General features: G+C 57.9%; 24 protein-coding genes and 1 pseudogene. 14 read left to right on the plus strand and 11 right to left on the minus strand.

What is annotated here, in order from left to right; translation table 11 throughout:
• Positions 1 to 37: 37 nt before the first annotated feature.
• Positions 38 to 172 (plus strand): annotated as a pseudogene (locus tag DYL61_RS31655) (protease); the annotation flags it as partial.
• Positions 173 to 227: 55 nt separating this feature from the next.
• Here the strand turns inward: DYL61_RS31655 and DYL61_RS27005 are convergent.
• Positions 228 to 434, minus strand: coding sequence for a PLD nuclease N-terminal domain-containing protein (locus tag DYL61_RS27005; RefSeq protein WP_135310871.1), 207 nt, complete (start codon positions 432 to 434; stop codon positions 228 to 230).
• Between the two features lie 171 nt (positions 435 to 605).
• Between DYL61_RS27005 and DYL61_RS27010 the strand changes: the two genes are divergently transcribed.
• Positions 606 to 848 carry a hypothetical protein gene (locus DYL61_RS27010; protein WP_135310872.1) on the plus strand — a complete coding sequence of 81 codons (243 nt, stop codon included), beginning with the start codon at positions 606 to 608 and terminating at the stop codon, positions 846 to 848.
• A gap of 6 nt (positions 849 to 854) precedes the next feature.
• On the opposite strand, the gene DYL61_RS27015 is transcribed toward DYL61_RS27010, so the two are convergent.
• The 3 genes from DYL61_RS27015 to DYL61_RS27025 form a co-directional block, all read right to left on the minus strand.
• A complete protein-coding gene (locus DYL61_RS27015; protein WP_135310873.1) occupies positions 855 to 2,171 on the minus strand; it encodes an OprD family porin in 1,317 nt (438 codons plus the stop codon).
• 169 nt (positions 2,172 to 2,340) lie between these two features.
• Positions 2,341 to 2,886: a putative natural product biosynthesis protein gene (locus DYL61_RS27020; protein ID WP_135310874.1), complete on the minus strand. Its 546-nt coding sequence runs from the start codon at positions 2,884 to 2,886 to the stop codon at positions 2,341 to 2,343.
• Between the two features lie 62 nt (positions 2,887 to 2,948).
• Positions 2,949 to 3,332: a DUF2946 domain-containing protein gene (locus DYL61_RS27025; protein WP_135310875.1), complete on the minus strand. Its 384-nt coding sequence runs from the start codon at positions 3,330 to 3,332 to the stop codon at positions 2,949 to 2,951.
• Between the two features lie 180 nt (positions 3,333 to 3,512).
• Here DYL61_RS27025 and DYL61_RS27030 point away from each other — a divergent pair, with 180 nt between their 5' ends.
• A complete protein-coding gene (locus DYL61_RS27030) occupies positions 3,513 to 4,118 on the plus strand; it encodes an SCO family protein (protein WP_105700058.1) in 606 nt (201 codons plus the stop codon).
• Complete coding sequence (locus tag DYL61_RS27035) at positions 4,118 to 4,585, plus strand: copper chaperone PCu(A)C (protein WP_135310876.1); 468 nt, start codon at positions 4,118 to 4,120, stop codon at positions 4,583 to 4,585. The genes DYL61_RS27030 and DYL61_RS27035 overlap by 1 nt, the downstream gene beginning before the upstream one ends.
• A gap of 114 nt (positions 4,586 to 4,699) precedes the next feature.
• Here the strand turns inward: DYL61_RS27035 and DYL61_RS27040 are convergent, their stop codons facing one another.
• Entirely contained in the window at positions 4,700 to 6,610 is a 1,911-nt protein-coding gene (locus tag DYL61_RS27040; RefSeq protein WP_135310877.1) for a sigma 54-interacting transcriptional regulator, read from the minus strand.
• Positions 6,611 to 6,793: 183 nt separating this feature from the next.
• Here DYL61_RS27040 and DYL61_RS27045 point away from each other — a divergent pair, with 183 nt between their 5' ends.
• The 4 genes from DYL61_RS27045 to DYL61_RS27060 all read left to right on the plus strand — a co-directional run bounded on the left by DYL61_RS27045 (position 6,794) and on the right by DYL61_RS27060 (position 10,455).
• Complete coding sequence (locus tag DYL61_RS27045) at positions 6,794 to 7,660, plus strand: NAD(P)-dependent oxidoreductase (protein WP_135310878.1); 867 nt, start codon at positions 6,794 to 6,796, stop codon at positions 7,658 to 7,660.
• A gap of 9 nt (positions 7,661 to 7,669) precedes the next feature.
• Positions 7,670 to 8,374, plus strand: coding sequence for an RraA family protein (locus tag DYL61_RS27050; protein ID WP_135310879.1), 705 nt, complete (start codon positions 7,670 to 7,672; stop codon positions 8,372 to 8,374).
• Between the two features lie 78 nt (positions 8,375 to 8,452).
• Positions 8,453 to 9,814, plus strand: a complete 1,362-nt coding sequence (locus tag DYL61_RS27055; RefSeq protein ID WP_135310880.1) for a CitMHS family transporter — start codon at positions 8,453 to 8,455, stop codon at positions 9,812 to 9,814.
• A gap of 305 nt (positions 9,815 to 10,119) precedes the next feature.
• Positions 10,120 to 10,455 carry a hypothetical protein gene (locus DYL61_RS27060; RefSeq protein WP_135310881.1) on the plus strand — a complete coding sequence of 112 codons (336 nt, stop codon included), beginning with the start codon at positions 10,120 to 10,122 and terminating at the stop codon, positions 10,453 to 10,455.
• Here the strand turns inward: DYL61_RS27060 and DYL61_RS27065 are convergent.
• Positions 10,421 to 12,058 carry an ATP-binding response regulator gene (locus DYL61_RS27065; RefSeq protein ID WP_135310882.1) on the minus strand — a complete coding sequence of 546 codons (1,638 nt, stop codon included), beginning with the start codon at positions 12,056 to 12,058 and terminating at the stop codon, positions 10,421 to 10,423. The two genes, DYL61_RS27060 and DYL61_RS27065, sit on opposite strands and share 35 nt — an antisense overlap.
• A gap of 114 nt (positions 12,059 to 12,172) precedes the next feature.
• Between DYL61_RS27065 and DYL61_RS27070 the strand changes: the two genes are divergently transcribed.
• Positions 12,173 to 12,778 (plus strand): LuxR C-terminal-related transcriptional regulator, encoded by a 606-nt coding sequence (locus tag DYL61_RS27070; protein WP_135310883.1) that lies wholly within the window; start codon positions 12,173 to 12,175, stop codon positions 12,776 to 12,778.
• A 46-nt stretch (positions 12,779 to 12,824) separates the two neighbouring features.
• On the opposite strand, the gene DYL61_RS27075 is transcribed toward DYL61_RS27070, so the two are convergent.
• Complete coding sequence (locus DYL61_RS27075) at positions 12,825 to 13,388, minus strand: NADAR family protein (protein WP_135310884.1); 564 nt, start codon at positions 13,386 to 13,388, stop codon at positions 12,825 to 12,827.
• A 133-nt stretch (positions 13,389 to 13,521) separates the two neighbouring features.
• Between DYL61_RS27075 and DYL61_RS27080 the strand changes: the two genes are divergently transcribed.
• Together DYL61_RS27080 and DYL61_RS27085 are read left to right on the plus strand one after the other, a co-directional pair.
• A complete protein-coding gene (locus DYL61_RS27080) occupies positions 13,522 to 13,872 on the plus strand; it encodes a hypothetical protein (protein ID WP_135310885.1) in 351 nt (116 codons plus the stop codon).
• Between the two features lie 310 nt (positions 13,873 to 14,182).
• Positions 14,183 to 16,129 carry an AIPR family protein gene (locus tag DYL61_RS27085; protein ID WP_167498002.1) on the plus strand — a complete coding sequence of 649 codons (1,947 nt, stop codon included), beginning with the start codon at positions 14,183 to 14,185 and terminating at the stop codon, positions 16,127 to 16,129.
• 393 nt (positions 16,130 to 16,522) lie between these two features.
• On the opposite strand, the gene DYL61_RS27090 is transcribed toward DYL61_RS27085, so the two are convergent.
• Complete coding sequence (locus DYL61_RS27090; protein WP_135310887.1) at positions 16,523 to 17,008, minus strand: P-loop nucleotide/nucleoside kinase family protein; 486 nt, start codon at positions 17,006 to 17,008, stop codon at positions 16,523 to 16,525.
• A 382-nt stretch (positions 17,009 to 17,390) separates the two neighbouring features.
• Here DYL61_RS27090 and DYL61_RS27095 point away from each other — a divergent pair, with 382 nt between their 5' ends.
• Entirely contained in the window at positions 17,391 to 17,684 is a 294-nt protein-coding gene (locus DYL61_RS27095) for a fructose-bisphosphate aldolase (protein ID WP_135310888.1), read from the plus strand.
• A gap of 452 nt (positions 17,685 to 18,136) precedes the next feature.
• On the opposite strand, the gene DYL61_RS27110 is transcribed toward DYL61_RS27095, so the two are convergent.
• The 3 genes from DYL61_RS27110 to DYL61_RS27120 are packed head-to-tail and all read right to left on the minus strand — an operon-like array spanning position 18,137 to position 19,400.
• Positions 18,137 to 18,418 (minus strand): hypothetical protein, encoded by a 282-nt coding sequence (locus DYL61_RS27110; RefSeq protein WP_135310890.1) that lies wholly within the window; start codon positions 18,416 to 18,418, stop codon positions 18,137 to 18,139.
• A gap of 48 nt (positions 18,419 to 18,466) precedes the next feature.
• Positions 18,467 to 18,775 carry a hypothetical protein gene (locus DYL61_RS27115; RefSeq protein WP_135310891.1) on the minus strand — a complete coding sequence of 103 codons (309 nt, stop codon included), beginning with the start codon at positions 18,773 to 18,775 and terminating at the stop codon, positions 18,467 to 18,469.
• A 22-nt stretch (positions 18,776 to 18,797) separates the two neighbouring features.
• Positions 18,798 to 19,400 carry a hypothetical protein gene (locus DYL61_RS27120; protein WP_135310892.1) on the minus strand — a complete coding sequence of 201 codons (603 nt, stop codon included), beginning with the start codon at positions 19,398 to 19,400 and terminating at the stop codon, positions 18,798 to 18,800.
• Positions 19,401 to 19,748: 348 nt separating this feature from the next.
• Here DYL61_RS27120 and DYL61_RS27125 point away from each other — a divergent pair, with 348 nt between their 5' ends.
• Both DYL61_RS27125 and DYL61_RS27130 read left to right on the plus strand, forming a co-directional pair.
• Positions 19,749 to 20,252, plus strand: a complete 504-nt coding sequence (locus DYL61_RS27125; protein ID WP_135310893.1) for a GNAT family N-acetyltransferase — start codon at positions 19,749 to 19,751, stop codon at positions 20,250 to 20,252.
• A 36-nt stretch (positions 20,253 to 20,288) separates the two neighbouring features.
• Complete coding sequence (locus DYL61_RS27130; RefSeq protein WP_135310894.1) at positions 20,289 to 21,422, plus strand: hypothetical protein; 1,134 nt, start codon at positions 20,289 to 20,291, stop codon at positions 21,420 to 21,422.
• Positions 21,423 to 21,445: the final 23 nt, after the last annotated feature.

A 21,445-nucleotide genomic window follows, 5' to 3' on the forward strand; every position in this document is an offset into this window, starting at 1 on the left:
TCAACACATAGGCAGCTGACCCACCGCAATCGGGAGCAATGCCGGCGCCGCAGGCTGGGTCGACGCCCAGGTCAAACGGTGCCAAGCCAATGGCTGGACGTTGATCACGTCCCGCACGCCGGATGATCTGCCGGCGTTCAACGAAGCGATCGCAAAAACCCTGGCAGGTTGATTGGCCGTAGAACGCAAACAGGCGCCATTACGGCGCCTGTTTTATTAGCGGTGAGTTAACTTCTGCGATGCTCCGGCATCTCACGTTTAGGCCCGAAGATAGCCCACGCAATCAATCCAAACAGCGGCACAACAATCAGCACCACCAGCCACAATCCCTTGGTCTCCCACTTCCCCGTGCTGCGTAATACGACGTTGATGGCCCACAGTTCCAACAGCAGCAGAATCACCGCCAGTGCGATCCAGATATATTGAATTTCCATGCTTCACCTCCTAGGTCGTATGCATTAGGTCAAGCATCCGCCGCGAGGGTTCATTAAAAATTGCCTGAGGGGCCGCTCGTCGCATCAACGCTTCTGGGTTCAAACTTTGCTGGCGCTGACGTACTTCCAATTACGTAAGGTCAAACCTTCCATGCGATAGGGGATTGCGTCATGAAGACCAGATCGTCCCAACGGATTTTGCTTATCGTCGGCCTGTCAGCCCTGCTTTCCGGCCACGCCCTCGCCGCCTTTGGCGACAACACCGCGCCTGCGGCCAACGCACTGCCGCCGGGGTCTATCCCCAGCAGCCAGTCCGACGGCGAAAAAAAAGCCAAAGACACCGACAAGCAGCCGCCCAAGCCAGCGCGAACCGATAAGGACAGCAAACCCAAGCCGAAAAAAACCGGCAGTTGACCGTCGTTACATCAACGGAATGCTGTAGCTGACGATCAGCCGCGTTTCGTCCTTGTCCGCGCTGTCATTGCCCCGCAGCACGGCACTGCGCCAGGTGAACCCCAGCCCCTTGAAGGTGCCGGCGGGTATCACGTAATCCACGCGCAGGTCGCGCTCCCACTCACTGTTATCGCGACCGGCCGTACGAATATGGCTGCCGTGGATGTAGGTGACGCTGGAACGCAGGCCCGGTACGCCGAGGCTGGCAAAATCGTAGGCATAGCTGCCCACGGTTGCCTGCTCCCCGGCATTGACGAACTTGAGCGACTGCGAATTGGTGATCAGGTAAAGCGAACGCCCCTGCCCCTGGTTGATATGGGGGAAGTCGCTTTCGCCAGTGGTTTTCTGATAACCGAGGCTGACCGAGTGGCCGCTCAGCGCATAGGTAAACAGCGCACTCCACAGGCGATTGTCGACCTTGCCAGCGTTGACCCCAGGCGCGTAGTAACCCGAGCTGACATAGCCTTCGCTTCGCCCGGAAGCGCTTGAGTTCTTGCCGTCGGCGGTGCTGTAGAAATAGCGCAGGTCGCTCTTGAATTGCCCCACAGGCAGCTGCCAGTTATGGACCAGGCCAAGAAAGTGCTGCTGGTAGAAATTCTCCAGGCTGGCGTAGTAGTACTGCAGTTGCAGCTGCTTGCTGACTGTGTAATCCACGCCGCCGTAGTAGAACTGGTTGCTGGACTTGCCCTTGACCGGATCGTTCGCGCCGGCAATCGACATACCCTGGCCATTGCTGGAGTTGCGGTCCACGACTTGCTCAAGCTTACCGGCCACCAGATTGAAGTTCTGGAAGTCCCTGGAATCCAGCTGATAGCCCCGGAACGTCTGGGGCAGCAGGCGGCCGTCCTCGGTGGTCAACACCGGCAGCTTGGGTTGCAGGTTGCCGACTTTCAGCTGGGTCTGTGCAATACGCATCTTGGCGGTGACGCCGGTCTTGCTGAAGTCATGGGCGGCCTTGCCGTCGTTCAACGGGAAGACGCTGCCGGGGGTGTTGTCTTCGCCTGCCTTGCCGGCACGGCCCGAGGCATCCAGGCGCAGGCCGTACATGTGCTGCAAATCCAGGCCCAAACCCACCGTGCCTTCGGTGAACCCGGACTGGTAGTTGAACATGAACGCCTGGCCCCACTCCTTGTCCGACGCGCCTTTGGCGTTGCGTGTGTCCTGGTTGTAATAGAAATTGCGCAGGTCGAGGCTGGCTTTGCTGTCATCGATAAAACCGGATGCAGCTACTTGCTGCGCGGCCCCCAGGGAAACGGCGAGGGCCAGGCAAGTCTTGTGATTCATGAAGGCTCCGAGAAGTAATTGAGGCAACCCCGCCGAAGCCCAGCCCTGTTCTTTGTCAGTCGGGTGGTGCTGTATTCAACGGGTGCGCGCACGGTATAGGGTTGGGCTGCCGGGAAACAGCCGCCTAAACCGGCAATCACTTTTTCAGATTGCGTAACAATCCCGCGCGTCAGGGCACCGGTAACCAGTCGCTGAACTGCCCCCTGGCACTTAATGGGCACCAGGCAAAATCCCAAACGGGATTCGGGAATATCTGCCGTTCCGCATCCACCTTCGGCGCGCCCTTCCAATCAAACACCGTTGCCCCCTTCCAGGCCAGGACCACCCCCTGGGCCTGACTGGCATCCGTGTGGGTCCACCGTGCAGCCGCCGCCGCCATGAACGCCTCGATGGGCTCGTCATCGATTTGCGTGCGGTACACCGAGCCCAGCAGCCAGCGGCACACGTTCAGGTGATAGGTCCAGTCCAATGGCGGCTGGTTGCGATAGGCCCAGGTCATGAAACTGCGAAACAGGTTCAGGCCCTCCGGCGGGTCGAGCTTGAGCAGCGCCGGGCAGATATCGAACAAGGTGTGCCAATACGGCAGCAGGCGTGCATCCAGGTGCACGAAACAGCGGGAGTTGCTCGGGTAATCGGCGCGCAAAGGTTCTGCGCGCAGGCGGCGCGAGGCCTTGCTGACCAGGCGGCTGGCGCCGGCAGGCAATACAGGGTTCATGAAACGCACTCACAGTCGTGACGATAGAACGCCTCCCGTTGGCAGGAGGCCCGGGGCACACGTCAGAGAGCTGGGGAAGCGCGGGGGTTGGCCGAGGGCCAGGCGTAGCGCGGCGGCGCCTTGTTGCGCCGCTCATGGGCCGGGCGCGGGGTTTGCCCAAGGCCCAGTAGCCAGGCCAGGCCGATCAAAAACACCAGGGCGACGGTCAAAGCGTTGCAAACCGGGCAGGCAAAGTAGTTCGAGATGTTGCTGGATGATGGGCTGCCCAACCCTTTGTCGGAAAGTGGCGCCTGGCTTCCGTCCACCGAACAGAACTCGCCACCCAGGCCATTGAGCGCCAGCCCCGTCATCTGCCCATGCCCCAAACCGCAGACGAACAGGTTCATCAGCACGCAGAAGTACAGGGCCCAGGCGATCAGCGAACGGTCGGGATGGCTCAATTTCATGGCGGCGACTCTACCATCACCGGCGCACCGAGATGAAGCACGAGGCGCCCCTGTGGCAGAACGTCGCACATTACGCAGGCCCGCTGGGGTTGGTAGACTTGGCGCCCTCCTCGTTACTCCTTTTCCAGGCCTGCGTGTTTGACCTCGTGCCATGCAGGCGTTTCACAGGATGCACAGTTGATGAGTACGTTATTCACCCGCCGCAAGGTCCTGACCGGCATGGGCCTGTTGGGTCTGGGCCTGCTGGCCGGTTGTGACAACAGCCCCCGGTTGAACTTCAAGTACGGCAAGGACTTGAGCGACAAGATCATGGGCCGCACCTTCAAGCTCAAGAACACCGAAGGCGAGACCGTGACCCTCAGTTCCTACCGTGGCCTGATGCCGGTGGTGTTCTTCGGCTTCACCCAATGCCCGGCGGTGTGCCCAACTACCCTCGCCCGCGCCGCCCAGGCCAAGAAGCTGATGGGCCGCGACGGCAAAATCATGCAGGTGATCTTTATCACCCTGGACCCGGAGCGCGACACGCCAGAGATTCTGGACAAGTACGTCAAGGCCTTCGACCCCAGTTTCCAGGCGCTGTACGGCACCCCGGAAGAAATCGCCGTGGCCGCCAAGGAATTCGGGATCTTCTATGAAAAGATCCCCGCCGGTGACACCTACACCCTGTCCCACACGGCCACCAGCTTCGTGTTCGACACCCGGGGCAACCTGCGCCTGGGCTTGCAAGCATCCCTTACCGCTAAAGAGTGCGCAGAAGACCTGCTCACCGTCATGGAGGTCTGCTAATGACTGCCGTACAACACCTCAAGCGCCTCACCTTCGGCCTCGCCCTGCTGGGCCTCGCGGCACACGCCAGCGCCCAGGTGCACGTGACCGATGCCTGGGTACGCGCCACCGTACCGGGCCAGCCGAGCAGCGGCGCGTTCATGACCGTCACCGCCGACAGCGACAGTAAATTGCTGCGCGTGGCCTCGCCGGTGGCCAAGGACGTGCAGATCCATGAGATGAGCATGAAGGACGACGTGATGCGCATGGGCCCGGTGGACTCGGTCGCCCTGCCTGCGGGCAAGGCCGTGACCCTCGACCCTGACGGCTACCACGTGATGCTGATGGGCCTGACCGGCCAGATCAAGGAAGGCGACCAGGTGCCGCTGACCCTTACGGTGGAAAATGCCAAGGGCGAGCAGCAGTCGATTGAAGTCAAGGCCCCGGCCCGTGGGTTGGATGGGATGGACCATAGCAAGATGCATTAAGACGCTGATGGATGGGTTGGCTGCACTGCCGTCATCGGGGGCAAGCCCCCTCCCACCCTTGATCTTCACCGCTCATATGTGGGAGGGGGCTTGCCCCCGATGGCGGTGCATCAGTCAGTAACGCACAGTGTCAAAACACCCAGGATCTTCATCCAAGTATTTCTTCATACGCCGCCACAACGTGGTGGTGCTGATCTGCAAGCGCTTGGCCGCCTCTTCGCGGTTACCGCGCACACTGCTCAGCACCTCATGCAGCAAGGCCAATTCGCTCTTGATCGGAGTGTTCTGAACACCCACCACATCGGTGGAAAGATCCTCCAGTACCTCCTCCAACCACGGCTGCGCAAACGGCCGGCCCTGGCTCATCACAGCCAAGCGTTCAACGATATTGCCCAACTGGCGAATATTGCCCGGCCACCCATAACCACTCAGGCGCTTCAACAAATCTTCCGAAGGTTCGGCGGTGTCCATGGGCAGGCCAGACAGCAAGTGCCGCACCAGCTCGGGGATATCTGCGCGACGTTCGCTCAGGGCCGGCAAGTGCAGTTTCAACACGCAGATACGGTAGAAGAAATCCTCACGAAACAACCCCTGCGCCACCAACTGCGGCAGGCGCTTGTTGCTGGCCGTGATGATGCGGATATCGATGGGCGTGACCTTGTCGTCGCCAATCCGCACCACTTTGCGTTCCTGCAACGTACGCAGCAGTTTCACCTGGATCTCGGTTGAGGTCTCGTTGATCTCATCGAGAAAAATCGTGCCGGTGTGTGCCAGCTCAAATACCCCCGCCTTGCCTTCGTTGAGCGCACCGGTGAAGGCACCTTTGACGTAGCCGAACAGCTCGCTCTCCAGCACCCCTGGTGCAAACGCCGCGCAGTTGATCGCCACAAACGGGCCGTTTCTGCGGCGCGAGGCATTGTGGATGCTCTGGGCAAACAACTCCTTGCCGGTGCCGGTCTCGCCTTCGATCATCACCGTGCTGTCTACCGCCGCATAGGTCTGCGCCAAACGCTTGGCCTTGGCCAGCGCCGGGCTGCTGCCGATGATGTCGTCGAAGGTTTTTTCGGCCAGGTGCAGGCGCGCCAGTTGGCGGCGCATCTTGCGTTCGATGGCAGTGATTTCGGTCTGGTTTTGCAGGGTGGCCACGGCGCCGATCACTTGGTTGTCCAGGCTGATCGGCGCAATGCTCAAGGTCAGCGACAAGCGCCCCAAGGTGATCAACGCCCCCCGCACCGGGCGGCCCGTGTTGAGCACCTGGCCGAAATAATCCTGGGGCAGCAGACCGTCGATGCTGTCACCGATGCTGAAGCTGCCCAAATAGCCGGTGGCCACGCTATTGAGATTGGTAATGCTGCGCTGGCCGTCGACGCTGAAAATCCCCTCGGACACACAGTTGAGGATCGACTGAATCATCTCGTAACGGCTCTGCAACTCCACACGCTTGCGTCTGCGTTCCTCCTCGATCTGCAACAGGTGCAAGGCTTCGTCGATGGCTTCGCCGGCCGCATCAGGGTCGGCCTCGGACATGATGGAGTGCATGCCGCGCGCCATCACCGCCTGGCTCAACGACAAGCCACCAATCGCCACTTCAACACCTTCGGCCTGCAAGCGATCCAACTGCGCCTCGGTGGCCTGGTGGCTGCCCAATGGGTCGATCAGGCAAATCGACACCTGCGGCATGAACGGGCGGGCCTTTTCCAGGATCGTCGCATAACCCTCGGACGTGGCCAGGAACGCCACCTTGTCCGACACCTGCTGGGCCTTTTGATAGGCATTGATGCAGTCGAAAAACGTGTGCTTGACCTCGACGATGGGCACGCGCAGTTGTTCGCGCAACACACTGGCGGTGCGGCCACGGCTGATGATCACGCTGACACCGTTTTCAATCAGTTGCCGAGCCTTGAGCGCGGCGTCGTGTTGGGCGGCTTCGATCACCACCCAGGACAAACCACGTTGCTGGAGGATGCCGTGCATCACTGAGGTCAGCGTACTGGAAGGAGAAATGACGGCGATGGTGCCTTGCATGGTGGCTCTCGGACTGCCTGGACGGTGATTGCAGATTATTTCAAGATGAAATTATTTGAAAGACTCTGCAACTCATCGCCTCAACCCAATAAATCCAACTCACTGTTTTTATTGATATAACACACGCTGGCACAGCCCTTGCTCTTCCTTCATCAATAACAAAGACAATGAAGGAAACACTGGATGGATATCGTCTTCATCGGGTTTGGCGAAGCCGCCTACCACCTCTGCACCGGCCTGCGCACCACGGGTGACTTAAAGATCGGCGCCTTCGACGCCCACGTCAGCCCCGTGATGCAGCAACGCGCCGATCAACTGCACGTCACCCTCTTCGACTCCCTGAAAAACGCTTGTCGCGGTGCCCGCTTCGTGGTGTGCCTGACCAGCGCCAGCAGCGCGTTGGGTATCGCGCAGAATGTTTTACCTTGGCTCGTCGCCGGGCAAACCTACGTCGACATGAACTCCGCCGCACCCACCGTCAAGCAGGCCATCGAGCAACTGCCCCGCGCCGCTGGCGTCGGTTTTTGCGACAGCGCCGTGATGGGCACCGTGCCCGGCAATAATCACCGCGTGCCAATGTTGCTGGCCGGTGACGGTGCCGCTGCATTTGCCGAGGCCTTTACCCCACGAGGCATGCAATTGACCGTGCTGGACGCCGAAGCCGGCGCTGCCTCGGCAATCAAGATGCTCAAGAGCGTGGTCATGAAAGGCCTGCCGCAATTGCTGCTGGAAGCCTTCCAGGCCGGTGAGAAATTCGGCGTGCTCGACACCCTGGTGGCGTCCCTGGGCGATTCGCTCAACGGCAAGACCATCGAGCAACTGGCCAACACCTTCACCGCCCGCACGCTGATCCATGCCAAGCGCCGCAGTGCGGAAATGGACGATGCGGTCGCCACCCTCGAAGCGGCTGGCGTCGACCCCATCATGACCCGCGCCACCCACGCCCAGCTGGAAAACCTCGCCGCCACCGACTGGGCCAGCTTGCTCGGGCCGAACGGCAGCGACCTGGATTTCCGCACCGCCATCGCCCACCTGACTGCCCACGCCTGAGAGCCTGCCATGAACACTGAACACTACTTCCCCCTGCCCGACCTGATCCCCGATGACCTGCTGGCGCGGTTTCGTCTACTCAGCCCGGCGCAACTGTGCGACGGCATGCAAAGCCTGGGCATCCCGCGCAACGGCTGCATGGACGCCGACCTGATGCCACTGGATGAAAGCAAGGTGATGCTCGGCACCGCCTACACCGTCGATACCGAAGACGGCGATAATTTCCCGATCCACGTCGCGGTGTACCAGGGCCAGCCCGGCTACGTGTTGGTGGTGGCCGGCAAGGCCTATCCGGGCCGCGCCTATATCGGCGACCTGATGGCTGGCGCGGCCCAGGCCGTGGGCCTGGCGGGCATGGTCATCGACGGGTGCGTGCGCGACAAAGTGCCGTTGGCCCAGTTGGACATCCCGATCTACGCCAAGGGCTTTATGCAGCGCAGCCCCGGCAAACAAGGCCCCGGCAAGATCAACGCCAACGTCACCTGTGCCGGTGTCGACGTAGCGCCCGGCGACCTGGTATTCGGCGACTACGACGGCGTCACCGTGGTGCCCCGCGCACGCCTGCTGGAAGTGCTCGAAGCCTCCGAGAAAAAAAGTGCCTACGAAAACCAGCGCCGCGAGGTGATAGACGCCTACACTCGCGCCCGAGACAGCGGCCAGCCCTTGCCGGAACTGGCCCCGACGTGGGTCACCCAACTGCTGCAAGGCCAATAACGTTCACGGCTGTACCCGGGGTGCATGGCGCCCCAACCTGCTGCGCTCACTATAAAAATAAAAGATGGAGACGTTCAGATGCTGACAGTTCTGGGCTATGTATTGATCACCTCGTTTCTGGTGCTGGTCATCAAGCAAAAACTTTCGCCGTTTACCGGCCTGATCGTGGTGTCGCTGGCCGTGGGGGTGCTGGCGTGCCTGGTCAATGGCGTGCCGATGGACACCATTATGAAATGGGTCCGCGAGGGGCTGTTCTACTCGCAGAATGAGGCGGGCAAGGTCTCCCTCGGCACCGTCAACCCGACGGTGATGATCCTGTTTGCCGTGTTGTATTTCAGCCTGATGATGAACGTCGGGTTGTTCGATCCGTTGTGCACCTTCCTGATCCGCAAGGCCAACGGCGACCCGCTGAAAATCATCCTGGTCACCGCCTTCACCTCGGCCGTGGTCACCCTGGACGGCGACGGCACCACCACCATCCTGATCATCACCACCGCCTTCCTGCCGCTGTACAAACAGATGGGCATGAAGCTGTCGAACCTGGCGATGCTGATCATCCTGCCCTGCGGCCTGGGCAACTGCCTGCCCTGGGGCGGCCCGTTGGCGCGGGCGGCGGCGGTGTTGAACGTGGAGGTGAACACTCTGTTTGTGGCGATCCTGCCGATCCTCGGGGTGTCGTTCCTCTACGTGTTCTTCATGGCGTACCTGATGGGTATCAAGGAGCGCAAGCGCCTGGGCTTTGTGCAGGGTGCCAACGGCATCGTCACACCGGCGCAGATCCTGCAAATGGTCAACGTGATCAAGGACCACGACAAGGAACTCAAGCGCCCGCGCCTGTTCCTGTTCAACCTGGCGCTGACCCTGGGCATGTTGGTGGTCCTCATCGCCGGCTGGGCCAGTGGCGCGGTGGTATTCATGCTCGGCACCGCGATTGCGCTGACGGTCAACTACAGCGCCGTGGAACAACGCGAACGCATCACCGCCAACGGTGGCGACGCCGTGGCCGTGGCCTCGATCATCCTCGCCGCCGGGTGCTTCCTGGGCATCTTCAACGGCAGCGGCATGGCCGGCGCCGTGGCCGAACACATGGCCAGCCTGATCCCGGACTCCATGGGCAGCCACACCGCCCTGATCTTCGCCTTCCTCGGCGCCCTGGCCTGCTACGCCCTGCCGGTGGACGCCTACTACTTCGGCATCCTGCCGGTGGTGGCGCCCATCGCCTACAAGTTCGGCATCAGCCCCACCGAGATCGGCGTCGCGTCGTTCATGGGCCAGGCGTTGCGTTACGCCAGCCCGACGGTGGCGTGGTTGTTCTTGCTGATGAACCGTACGGAGATGACGTTTGGGGAGTACCAGAAGGAATTCTTCAAATGGTCGGTGCCGATGTTTTTTATCTTTATTGTGACGGCGATTGTGACCGGGGAGTTGCCGGTGGGCTGAAAAGCTTGTCAAAAGAACCCTGTGGCGAGGGAGCTTGCTCCCGCTGGACTGCGCAGCAGTCCCAGTCTTTTAAACCAAAGAGCTGGGGCCGCTTCGCGCCCCAACGGGAGCAAGCTCCCTCGCCACAGGTGCACCGTTCAGCAATGACCTCACTGTGCCACTAGCACACCTGTGCTAATCGACCCCTCCTCCCTGCGGCGCTATATTCCTCGGCACTTCCAACGCCTCCACCAGCACCGCGCATCCATTGCGCGCGGGCGCTTTGTGCGTTGGAAAAACCATAACAACCCCAAGGAAGAAGCACCATGAAACTGCACTCCCCCGTTACCCGTCTCACCCTGTTGGGCGCCTTGATCATCGGCATGGCCGGCTGCAGCAATATCAAACCCACCGAAGACCATCTCAAGACGCTGTCGGAAACCAACCTGGGCGAACCGGTCAAGCGCATCTCCAATGTGCGCAGCGACTCCATGACCACCTACTACATCGCCAGCGCCGCCTCCGGCGACTACAACTGCTCAGTGCCCAGCGGTGCCAGTGGCGGCATGTTTGCCGTCGCCAGTTTCGGCATGATGAAACCTGCCGCTTACTGCCAACCCAAGGGCGCTAAGGGTAACGGGCTGCCGCCGTTCGCTCAGTAAGCGTTTCCTGGCTCAAGTCGCGCAGTGTGCCGCGCAGTTCTGCGGGGCGCACCGGCTTGGACAGGATAGCGATCTGACGGTCGTGCAAGGCGGCCTGGATGCGCTCCACGTCGTGCCCGGTAAGAATCAGCGCCGGCACCGCCCAACCACGCTGCTCACGCAGGGCGTCGATGCATTCGATGCCGGTGGCGTGGTTGCCCAGGTCATAGTCGGCGACGATGATGTCGCAATCGCTCACCAGGTCACGCCCCGACGACTCCGCCTGCACCTCACACCCCCACCGTTCCAACAGCGCCTGGGTGGCGAGCAATACGTTGTGGTCATCTTCCACCAAACACACTTTCAACCCTGTGAGCAGCCCGGCCTGGCGCGCGTCGTCACGCGGTGCCGGTTGGCGCGGCGCGGTGGCCAGGGTCAAGCCATACAGGCTCACCGAGGTGCCGTGACCCACCCGTGAACGCAGGCTCACCTGCACCCCCATCAACTGCCCCAGGCGCTTGACGATGGACAGCCCCAGGCCCACGCCTTCGACGTCCTTGTCCCGCAGATGGCGCACGCGATAGAACTCTTCGAAGACCTTAGACAGATGCTCCTCCGCAATCCCCCGCCCCCGATCATGAATCTCCACCGCCAGCCCGCCGTCGCGGATACGCACGCCAATCAACACCGGCCGGTGCGCGCCGTACTTGAAGCAATTGGACAGCACGTTTTGCACCATGGTCGCCAACAGCGCCGGGTCCACCAACACCCAGTGCGCACAGGGACGCAAGCGCAACTCCACCCCGGCCCAGCGCGCCGCTTCGGCGTTCTGGCGCACCAGATCGGCGAGAAATTCGCCCAGGTTCACCGCCTGGTATTTGGGCAGCAGGCGACCGTTATCGAGGGTGTAGAGATCGAGGATCGAACGAAACAACTGCGACACGTTGAGCAGCGAACGGTCGATGTTATCCACCAGCCGCCGCTCTTCATCACCGAGATGGGCTTCACGCAGACACGCGGTAAACAGACCGATGGAATGGATGGGCTGGCGCAGGTCATGACTGGCCTGGGCCAGAAAACGCGACTTCTCCAGGTTGGCGGCAATCGCCTCTTCGGAAGCCTTGCGCGTGCGCTCCAACAAGATATGCGCGTACACCGGGATCACCGTACTGGTGATCATCAGCATCAGCACCATAAAGGGTTGCGCCTGCCAGATCGGCGTCAGCCGGTACACGATCAACAGCGCCAACAACGCCAGCGCCGTGGCAATCGCCAGGTAACGCGAGCCATAGCGCATGCCGTTGCCCAGGTTGACCCACACCATTACCGCATACAACGGCAACGCAGCTTCACCGCCCACCACCATGCCGAACGAAGTGCCTGTGTAGTCGTGGATCATGCCGAAAATGCGCCGCGCCGGGTAATGCCCGGGCCAACGGGCGATCACCTGACGAAAGGCAATCGAGACAATCAGGAACAACACGATGTACAGAATCACCGGCAGATACGTGTCCAGCGACTGCCCCGGCAAAAAGCCCAAAACGCTGATGTAGACGATCGCGATAGCGGCCACCACGATGCGCAGGTTGGCCTGATCGAGTTCGGAGTTGGTCTCAATACTCATGGGTTACGTCCTTGTGCGGCAGTCGTCATATCCGTCATCCACCCAAGGCACGCCCCGGATGGGGTGTTAAGGTAGCATGACACCGCCCAACACCGCCCCAGGGAGGAGCACCCCATGACCGGCTGCATCATCATCGCCGACGACCACCCCATGTTCCGCGAAGGCATGCGGCGCACCGTGCAACGCCTGCTGCCCGACGCCGTCGTGCACGAAGCCGGCGACCTGGACGCCGTGCAAGCACTGATCCATGCCGGCGGCGACATCGACACCCTGATCCTCGACCTGCGCTTCCCCGGCCTGACCTGCATGAGCCAACTGGCCGAACTGCGCCAGCACCTGCGGCGCACCACCCTGATCGTGGTGTCGATGGTCGACGACCCGGCGTTGATCGACCAAGTGATGGCACTGGGGGCAGACGGGTTTATCGGCAAGAACATTGCGCCTGACGAGATTGGCCAAGCGTTACTGGCGATTCGCGAGGGCGAGGTACTGGTCAAGTTCGCACCGTCGGGGCTGCTGCCGTTGGATACCCACACACTCACTGCGCGACAGCAGGATGTGCTGCGGTTGATCGCACAGGGGAAGACGAATAAGGAGATTGCCAAGGCGCTGGATATTTCGCCGTTTACGGTGCGGATTCATGTGTCGTCGTTGCTGAGGGTGTTGGATGTGCCGTCGCGGGCGGCGGCGGCGGTTAAGTATTCGGGGGTGGTTTGCTAGCTGCATGTGATGCACCTGGACGTACGTTTTTACGCACTCAGGGCCACTACCTTGGGGCTGACACACTGGCCCCGTCCCGCACGTGCATCAACGCAAAGCCCAGCAGGTTCAAGCCCTTCCAAAGATTTGGATTGTTCACATCCGCGTGGTCCTGCGCGAGCCCTATACCCCAGATGCTATCAACCGGGCTGGCCTCGACAATAACCCGCGAACCGGTGTGTAGCAGGTACTCGTTTAACAGCGGATTCTGAGAAAACTTGGCCTGGTTCGCTCGAACCACGATGTCGTATCGGTGTTGCCGCCAGACCTTTTCATCAAACCCGTGCACCTTGCGGCCAAGTGCTTTGGCGGCATTAGGCGTAGGAGCGTCGAACACCTGCGCACGAATGTCCTGATCGCCAAACAAGGCCGCTTTCTCGGCCATCATGAAGTGTTCGGCCGTCGGGTAATGTTGCCCCTCGACACTAAACCCGGCCTCAAACCATTGGCTGAAACACGACGCCGTGACGCCAGTTTTACTGCGCTGGTGCCCCCAGAAAAACATAAAGCTCAGCTCTTCTCCTGAGTTGAAACGGGCGCACAGTGCTTTCAAATGTTCAGAGTCGTTCAATGAGATACCCTCGATAACTGGAGACCGAAGTTACAGCTACAGGGCTGGCCGAGGCAACCAGGAAGCTTGGCAGGTCAGTGGAGCGCTTCATCCTCTGGCATTGGCAGCATCAGATTGTCCGTTTCCGCAGGGAATGCAGGCATCCATCGGTGCGTCGAAGCAAGCTATTGAAGCCAGGCAAGCGGGCGTCACCAAGGATGAACTGCTCACCAAAATCTCCCCCGCGGCTGATGGGCAGATGTCCAAGATGCTAAAGAGCATCGTCGACGAGGTTTACGATTATCCGGTGTTGCTGCCTGAGGTGTATGCCGCCTTTCGGTTTGAGCGCTGTTTTGTTTCGCAGCAGCATGGGGAACAGGTGGCGGCGATGAAGTTTGCGGATGCTTATCCGTTGCTGAAGAAATGTGAATTGCTTGAAGCGGAAGGGGCGAGACCGCGTTGTGCGATGCGGGTGGTGCATGCGGTGAGCGGGGTTCCGGAGTGATGGCATTGGGTGGTTGGGGGCTGGGATGGAGGACAGGTACCGGCCAAAGGCGGCCGTTTTACGAGCTGCGTTCGACAAAAAGCGGACGTTCGCGTGCGCCACGAAAAACGGAAACTGGTTGGTGAAATGATGTATAGCGATGAACATAGCCTCACAAGCTGAGGGGTATGCATAGCTAATAGCCATCAGTTAGAATCCAGTGTAGGCTGAATTTACTGCGCTTCTTCTCTCTGCAGCGGTAATCCTCTTAAATTACTAATTTAGACAGCCCTTAAGCATCAAACAGCTCATAACAATGCCAAGGATTTGCATGAATAACATCACACTGCAAAGCATGCTTAAAGAGTTCTCAACTAAAAACTCTCTAACTGATAGCGATAGCCTCCGCTTTGAACAATTCGTAGTTTATTCGTTACTAGCCAACGATTACAACGATACATTTGAACCTGACGCCCTAAGTACAGGCAATTGCATAGGCGTTGATTCGATAGCGATTGCAATTAACGATGTCTTGGTTTATAGCGTTAACTCAGCCACCCCGCTTACTACAGGGATATTTGACACAAGCTTCACATTCATCCAAGCTAAAACTTCATCTAGCGTGGACTTAGGTGACTACCTTAAATTCCTGCAAACTGTCAAAATATTTTTCACTGGGAAATTAGAGGATCAGCCAGCAGAGCTTAAAGAAGCTTATGCAATCAAGCAATTCATCTACGATAAAGCCGGAAAGTTTCGTTGTGATCCGACATTAACAATGAAATATGTCTACACCGGCGACGGGAAATTTCCTGACAAGGATTTTCTACCTCAGGTACAAGCCTCGGTCAGCGAGATCGAAAGCCTGAAGTACATGTTCTCATCTGTCGAGAGCAAATTGATTGGGGCTGTCGAATTACAAAATCTTTACAAAGAGACATTAAACAGAATCACTAAGCCCTTGATGTTTCAGCGTCATGTTGCGCTACCTAAGTTATCCTTGGCTACTGCAGCATATTTGGGCGTCTCTAAGTGCAAGGATTACGTAGAGTTCATCAAAAATCAAAGCGGGAGCATTAATAAGGGTGTATTTTACGACAACGTTCGCGACTATCTAGGCAGCGCAAACCAAGTAAACGCGGATATTGCCGAAACAATAAAAAGTGACGCTCAAAGAAATTTGTTTTCTGTTCTTAATAATGGCGTGACAGTTGTCGCAAAAAAAGTAGTACCCTCAGGAGATGTTTTTAAAATATCGGGCTTCCAAATCGTTAACGGATGCCAGACGAGCCACGTTCTTTTTGAAAACAGAGAGCACATAACGGATGACATGTACGTCACGATCAAGCTTATTGAGACTGACGATATTGAGTTATCTAGCAGTGTCATTAAGGCCACCAACAGCCAGTCGGTGGTGATGAAGGAAGCATTCGCAACCATCAAGCCGTACCACAAGCGACTTGAAGACTTCTTCGCAGCTATGAATACGCAAGGGCACCGAATTTTTTATGCTCGGCGACCTCATCAATATGATGAAGATGATACGATACTACTGAACGAAACAGTGTCAGCACCTCTGCTAATCAAATCATTCATATCCATAGCGCTCGAGGAACCTCATAAAGTCCATTTTTATTATGGTCAACTTCTTAGAGACTACAACAACGAAGCAAGCAGCCTTCTTTTCAATGAAAGCCATCACCCAGCTCTTTACTTCGTATCCCATTTGATTTTCTCAAAATCCAAGGAGCATTGCGCAAGACGCCGAATGTCAAAATGGAGTTACCACGTTGCGCTTCTAGTTAAGAAATTACTCCATATCGATCTAAGCCCAGAAAAAAAGACGACTGACGACCATGTCAAGGATATGATCACAAAAATCAATAGCGGCTTCGAACGAGCGATACACACGGCGGAAGCGATAATTAATTCATTTGGTTTCGGTTCAAATGATCATATGGATCCACGTCACACCAGCGCCATTCTTGAAAAATACAAGATCGTTGTTGCAGACTCACACCGTCAAAAATCCAAAGTAGCGCAAGAAGGAAAAAACGTTGACTTGAGCGACACCTTAAAGTTACTGCAACAGCAAGCTCAATTCCTAAAAGGAAACTATAGAGTTCGTCATTATAAAGCATCAAACGGCACTGCGACGTTCAGCTACAACTCCAAAGAGCATAATTATCAATACGACAACCCAAAATTCGACTCCGCCGAAGAGGTTAGCTGCAATATAAGGTTCGAAAACGGAACAATTCACGACGTCGCATTTTAATTGCTGCTTCGATATAACGACATAGCTCTAGCGCGCCACTGTAGTAAAAAATATGCGCTCAAGCCCCGAAATACTGAGGCTTGAGCGCCCTCTAGTATTCTAGCAACAGTATATGTATAGGTATGGATTGGCATAGTAGGTCGCGTAGTTTGCTCAATCATGCTACACAGGGCGCACCATCATCCGATGGCAGACAAAGCTTATGCTTAGACGGCTAGACTAAAGATAGATTTGAACCTTCAAAGCGCCCCTATAAGCGCTTGAGCGGTCGCTATGTGTAGAACGCGAAACTCAGGAAGGCTGCTTCTGACCGATAGGTGCCTGTTATGGGGTGACAGTAAACAGCCAAAAAACGGCATTCCAGATTAGCCAATCTCACAATGCCCCTACCCATCAACCCCGATGAACTTCAATTCGCAACCCCTCCCCCTCATCCGGCTCACAAAAGTAACTGTTGATCACATCAAACTCCGCATCAGTCGCCGCAAACTCATGCTCCCCACGCTGGTTGCGAAGATGCAACCTGGCACGACAGGTGTCATCGTCCACCTCTACGTAGTGAACACAATGGGAAACCTCGGCAGCATCAGCCAGGCCGCGCGACCATTGTCGGTCTTGAGGTGTATTGGCAGGAAAATCCAAGACCACCGTCACACCAGCCCTCAGTAGATCGATAACGAGCGGGCCCACCACCTCGCGGATCTGCCGTGCAAGGCGCACATAGTCGGTGATGGATTTGATCTGATCAGGGTACAGCCGTGAGAGCCACTGATCCTCACTCAGCAGAATGGCCGATTGCTCGGCTGCGAGGCTTTTGGCCAGGGTTGATTTGCCGGAGGCGATTTTGCCTGTCATGAGATGAAGCACGGGGTTGGGCATGGGGACGTCTCCTTGTCGAAGGCTGATGATGCTGATTGCATAGCGTTGAAGCAACCACCGCCCGCGATGTTTGACGCCTTATCGCGGCGTTGAAACATCCTCATGGTTGCACCCCGTTTAAGCCCGTCTTATAGTTCGGCCCGTCGCTGGCATTGGCTGGCGACAGGGTTTCGCAGCCCTACAGAATAGAATCAACCTGCACAGTCATCAGACCCTCAGGCGGAGTTCGCTCGCGTCTTGTTTATGGCGGCTGTGCGTGGGAGACCTTCGGGTCTGCCGGGGGTGATTCTTCCTGGTCTGCGAACCCGCGCACAGTTGCCACCCAAGTCTGTTTCGCAGCAGCAAGGTGGCCATTCTTTTTTCCCAAATAGAATCGAACCTTATGACTACTCAAAACCCGCCCCGCCGCTTCACCCCCATGTCCCAAACCGCAACCGACTACCCCGTCCTGTTGATCGACAGCGACGCCCCACTCAACGAGTTGCATGCGTGCGCCAGCGAGCGCTTGAACGCTGCCCTCGCCTATCTGCATCTGATGGCCTGTTCCAACGTGTCGGACTATGCCGAGCATGATATCAATACCGTCGCCAATACTGCCCGGATCATGGTCCAGGATGTGGCGGATGTGTTTGCGGTGATTGAACGGCGAGGGTTTGGGGCGCCGACTGCGAGTTGAGGGTGTGTGAGCGTTGAGGGAACCCGCTTAGGCGGGTTTTCTGGTTTTTGAAGATGTTGCTCTGCTTTTGATCTTGATCTTGATCTTGATCTGCTTTTGATCTTAGGCGCCCCGTTAAACCACGCTGGCCGAACGCAGGCTTGAATCCGTGGGTAACCCGGCAGGACGCCGGGTTAGCCGTCCTGGGCCAAGGATGGCCCATGACGGCGGCCCACGGATTCAAGCCGGAGTGCGGGCACACCGAGCCTAGGCGAGGTGCCGAGTGGTGGGGCGAAGCGTTTTGCTTACTTTTGCGCTCTTCAAAAGTGAGCCGCCGTAAGGGCGGAACCATAAGCAGCCGTTACCCAAATAACGGATATGTACACCGACAGACCGCCATCGGGGGCAAGCCCCCTCCCACATTAGAGCAATCTACATCCGGTAAAACTCAGTTGCAGGACAGGCCCGCCAACTCAGGCGTAGCCCGGCAACCACAGCTCTTGCTCAAGGGTCGCAACGTCTCCTTCGGCCAATAAGCGCCACAATTCCAGGACCTTGCCCTCTGGAACTTGCTTCATATGGCGAGGCTCGCCGGACTCCAGGTTTTCAAAGGTGGCGGTGCCTGACAGGTTCACCGCGATGCACCACTCTTCGTCGTTGGTCACTGAAACCTCTGCATGTTCCTCATCCTCAGGGCGGGTTTTCAGTTCGGCGAGAAGCTCCGGGAATGTGTGTACGCCAGGATCCGACTCCATGGCACCGTACCTATGACAAACGTGATAACCCATATTGACCTCGTATATTCAACAGGCAGACGAATCTGCATCACAAATCAACGCCACCAACTCAGCTGCCAGGGCGCGTGCTTCTTGTCGATACGCTTCGTTCCAGCAGCATGACCAATCCTCCGGCCGCCCCTGCTCGTCCCATTGCGCCAACGCCAGCCCGTTGATGATCTCCAGTTCAAACCAGACTCGCTGCCAAGCGTCGGCGTCCTCGACCAGACCCTTGTCTTGCCACAGGAACTCCGTTTGCGCGACAAACGCCGCCCAGGCGAACAGGTCTTCCGATGCTCGTTCGCCGAGCCTTAGCCAGTCATTTTTGACACCCATGGATTTATGCTCGCCAGCCACGTTACCTGACATCCATGCCGGGATAGAGGCTCTCGGGTGGATGGTAATCGGGATTCTCGAAGAGGCTATTGTTGTAGCGGGTCTTGGCCGTGGGCCCGTCTCTCTTGTACGTCACGTCGGGGTTTGGCGTGAGGTGCCAGCCGTCGCCGTCTTTGTCGCGCTCGATCAGCGACGGGTACAACGTGCAGGTGCCTGATGAGCCAGAGGTCATCTTGAACTGGTAATAGCGCCCAGCCTGGGGCGTGAACTGGGTGACGACATAACAGCTTTTCGTGCGGGAGCCCTCCCAGTACATCCCCACGTGGGTTTCGATACCGGGGCGGATCTGTGTTTCGTAATAGTCAAACGTGAGGTTTTGCCCGGCTTTGGGCATGCCCTTATCCTGTGTATGAATGAACGGCAACGGCCCGGTGCGGATGACGCCGCCGGTGCGCACACCGTTTTCGTATTGATACAGGTCGTCATGTTGGGTGAAGTTGACGATGCGAATCCAGGCGGGGTTGGGCTCGTTTTCAGGGGCGGTGAAGTAATCGGTGTGGGGCAAATACTGGCAGCCTGCGAACAACGGCAGGGTCAGCAGGCAGAGCGTGGAGCGTAGCGACATGGGGCCTGTCCTTTTGCGGAGTCAGGGTAGGGACCACGGAAAAGGAGGTGCATTGCGTCATGGGTGAAAAAAATCGTTGGGGGGCACAGGTGTCATCTGTAGTGAGCGGGCTTGCCCCGCGCTGGGCTGCGAAGCGGCCCCAACCCAGGCAATGCGGTGTGTCAGATCGGCCGGGGTGTCTGGATTTGGGACGGCTTCGCCACCCAGCGCGGGGCAAGCCCGCTCACTACAAGCGATGTACATCCAATAGAACTTGGTCGCCTGATAGGCCGTCTTCGCAAGCCCCTCCCACAGTTGAGAGCACACCGCTATCATGCTCCACCTCGCTCAACGCCCCAGGAAATCCCCATGCCCACCCTCACCTTCCGCAACGCCCGCCCCGCCGACGCCGTGCGCTGCTTTAAGATCGAAACCAGCGCCTACGAAGGCGACGAAGCCGCCACCCTGGAAAAAATCGCCACGCGTATCGCGCTGTACCCCGAAGGGTTTCTGGTCCTGGAGGCAAATGGCGAAGTCATAGGCTTCATCAACGGCGGTTGCGCCTATGACGTGGTGATGTCGGACGAAGCGTTCAAGGAACTGGTGGGCCACTCGGCCGATGCGCCCAACGTGGTGATCATGTCGGTAGTGGTCGACCCGGCGCATCAGGGCAAGGGCTACTCCACGGCCCTGATGACCGAGTTCGTACAGCGCATGCGCGACATGGGCAAACACACCATTCACCTGATGTGCAAGGACCGCCATGTGCCGCTGTACGAGCGCATGGGCTATCGCTATGTGCAGCCTTCGGCGTCGGATCATGGTGGGATGGCGTGGCATGAGATGGTGATGGAGCTTGATGGTCGTCCCTGAAATACACCCGTTAAACACCAGGGAGGTAGCCCAGCCGTGATCCAGGCCAGACCATTGACGTTCCAACAAGCCTTGAAAAAAAACCTGAAACGGGTGCTGACCTATTGGGCTCCGCTCAGCGTCATTTTTACGGGGCTAGGTACTTTGTTGGGTTTTTATACACTGTCGACCTACGCCACTGCGATAGGACGCCCGGATGTCATGGCCGCCGCGCTTGAAGCCAAATCAGCGCTGATCCCCTGGCTCGCCACAGTGATCGGAATGCTGGCGCTGTACCTGTTGATTCTGCTGTCGACCACAGTGCTGTTCGGGCTCACTGTGTCGCTGTTCAATAACGTGGTTTCCCTGCAGTCTCGATTGGCAGTCATCCTGTTACTACCGACGATGGCAGGCATCGTTGGTTTGCTCTGGCTGATCTTTGGATGGCCTAACCTCAGCCAGGGCTATCGATGGTTCTGGATGATACTGTTCATGTTTGCGGCACCCGGTTCATTGCTTGCCAGCACGACATTCAGACGTGCCGTCGACATCAGTGCAGCTATGCCCGGCCCCGGCAATGCCAAAAGTTGGCCGCTACGTGGCTGGTTCATGTTGATGCTGTCAGCGTTGCTCTTCAGCACAGTGGCTTGCTCAGTGTTCTCAACCAGCCTGATCCTGAAAGCCTACATTGGTGAAGACACACCTGATGCCCTTAATCGGCTGATGCTTATCTCGATGTTCGCAGCAAGCATCACGCTGCTGCCGGTAGTGGTCTTCTATGTCAGCAAGACCGATCTGTTCAAACGCCTGAGCCTGTTCCTGGTGGCAGTGATCGTGACCGGAACGATGGTCATCAGCATTTCACCGGGGGTTTTAGCTGCAATCGTTTATTCAGCAGCGCAAGTCATGAATGTTCGAGACTCGGTGGAAGCGCGGTACATGCTGACAAAAACCTATGCCAAAGAAGACTTCGACACACAGGTTTGGGGGCCCGTCGAGACCGTGCGCAATCAACCACTGGTGTCAGCGTTCCCGCTGTTTTCCTTTGGTGATGTGCTGTTGTTGTGCCCGACCAGTCTGATCAACATGGGGCGAAAGGATTGGCCAGAGCAGTCGGCATATTGCGCGCTCACCCAAAGCAGCAATGCGATTCGTATGCCCAAGAGGCCGGACCTACAGGGCATGCCATAAGCGATGGTTCGCTCGCGTAGAAT

The organism is Pseudomonas nabeulensis (assembly GCF_004682045.1).
Classification (GTDB): Bacteria; Pseudomonadota; Gammaproteobacteria; order Pseudomonadales; family Pseudomonadaceae; genus Aquipseudomonas; species Aquipseudomonas nabeulensis.

Bases quoted from the DNA above. Each gene is read 5' to 3' on its own strand.
- DYL61_RS27005 (WP_135310871.1), bottom strand. From the start codon at position 434: ATGGAAATTCAATATATCTGGATCGCACTGGCGGTGATTCTGCTGCTG.
- DYL61_RS27010 (WP_135310872.1), top strand. From the start codon at position 606: ATGAAGACCAGATCGTCCCAACGGATTTTGCTTATCGTCGGCCTGTCA.
- DYL61_RS27015 (WP_135310873.1), bottom strand. From the start codon at position 2,171: ATGAATCACAAGACTTGCCTGGCCCTCGCCGTTTCCCTGGGGGCCGCG.
- DYL61_RS27020 (WP_135310874.1), bottom strand. From the start codon at position 2,886: ATGAACCCTGTATTGCCTGCCGGCGCCAGCCGCCTGGTCAGCAAGGCC.
- DYL61_RS27025 (WP_135310875.1), bottom strand. From the start codon at position 3,332: ATGAAATTGAGCCATCCCGACCGTTCGCTGATCGCCTGGGCCCTGTAC.
- DYL61_RS27030 (WP_105700058.1), top strand. From the start codon at position 3,513: ATGAGTACGTTATTCACCCGCCGCAAGGTCCTGACCGGCATGGGCCTG.
- DYL61_RS27035 (WP_135310876.1), top strand. From the start codon at position 4,118: ATGACTGCCGTACAACACCTCAAGCGCCTCACCTTCGGCCTCGCCCTG.
- DYL61_RS27040 (WP_135310877.1), bottom strand. From the start codon at position 6,610: ATGCAAGGCACCATCGCCGTCATTTCTCCTTCCAGTACGCTGACCTCA.
- DYL61_RS27045 (WP_135310878.1), top strand. From the start codon at position 6,794: ATGGATATCGTCTTCATCGGGTTTGGCGAAGCCGCCTACCACCTCTGC.
- DYL61_RS27050 (WP_135310879.1), top strand. From the start codon at position 7,670: ATGAACACTGAACACTACTTCCCCCTGCCCGACCTGATCCCCGATGAC.
- DYL61_RS27055 (WP_135310880.1), top strand. From the start codon at position 8,453: ATGCTGACAGTTCTGGGCTATGTATTGATCACCTCGTTTCTGGTGCTG.
- DYL61_RS27060 (WP_135310881.1), top strand. From the start codon at position 10,120: ATGAAACTGCACTCCCCCGTTACCCGTCTCACCCTGTTGGGCGCCTTG.
- DYL61_RS27065 (WP_135310882.1), bottom strand. From the start codon at position 12,058: ATGAGTATTGAGACCAACTCCGAACTCGATCAGGCCAACCTGCGCATC.
- DYL61_RS27070 (WP_135310883.1), top strand. From the start codon at position 12,173: ATGACCGGCTGCATCATCATCGCCGACGACCACCCCATGTTCCGCGAA.
- DYL61_RS27080 (WP_135310885.1), top strand. From the start codon at position 13,522: ATGCAGGCATCCATCGGTGCGTCGAAGCAAGCTATTGAAGCCAGGCAA.
- DYL61_RS27085 (WP_167498002.1), top strand. From the start codon at position 14,183: ATGAATAACATCACACTGCAAAGCATGCTTAAAGAGTTCTCAACTAAA.
- DYL61_RS27090 (WP_135310887.1), bottom strand. From the start codon at position 17,008: ATGCCCAACCCCGTGCTTCATCTCATGACAGGCAAAATCGCCTCCGGC.
- DYL61_RS27095 (WP_135310888.1), top strand. From the start codon at position 17,391: ATGACTACTCAAAACCCGCCCCGCCGCTTCACCCCCATGTCCCAAACC.
- DYL61_RS27110 (WP_135310890.1), bottom strand. From the start codon at position 18,418: ATGGAGTCGGATCCTGGCGTACACACATTCCCGGAGCTTCTCGCCGAA.
- DYL61_RS27115 (WP_135310891.1), bottom strand. From the start codon at position 18,775: ATGGGTGTCAAAAATGACTGGCTAAGGCTCGGCGAACGAGCATCGGAA.
- DYL61_RS27120 (WP_135310892.1), bottom strand. From the start codon at position 19,400: ATGTCGCTACGCTCCACGCTCTGCCTGCTGACCCTGCCGTTGTTCGCA.
- DYL61_RS27125 (WP_135310893.1), top strand. From the start codon at position 19,749: ATGCCCACCCTCACCTTCCGCAACGCCCGCCCCGCCGACGCCGTGCGC.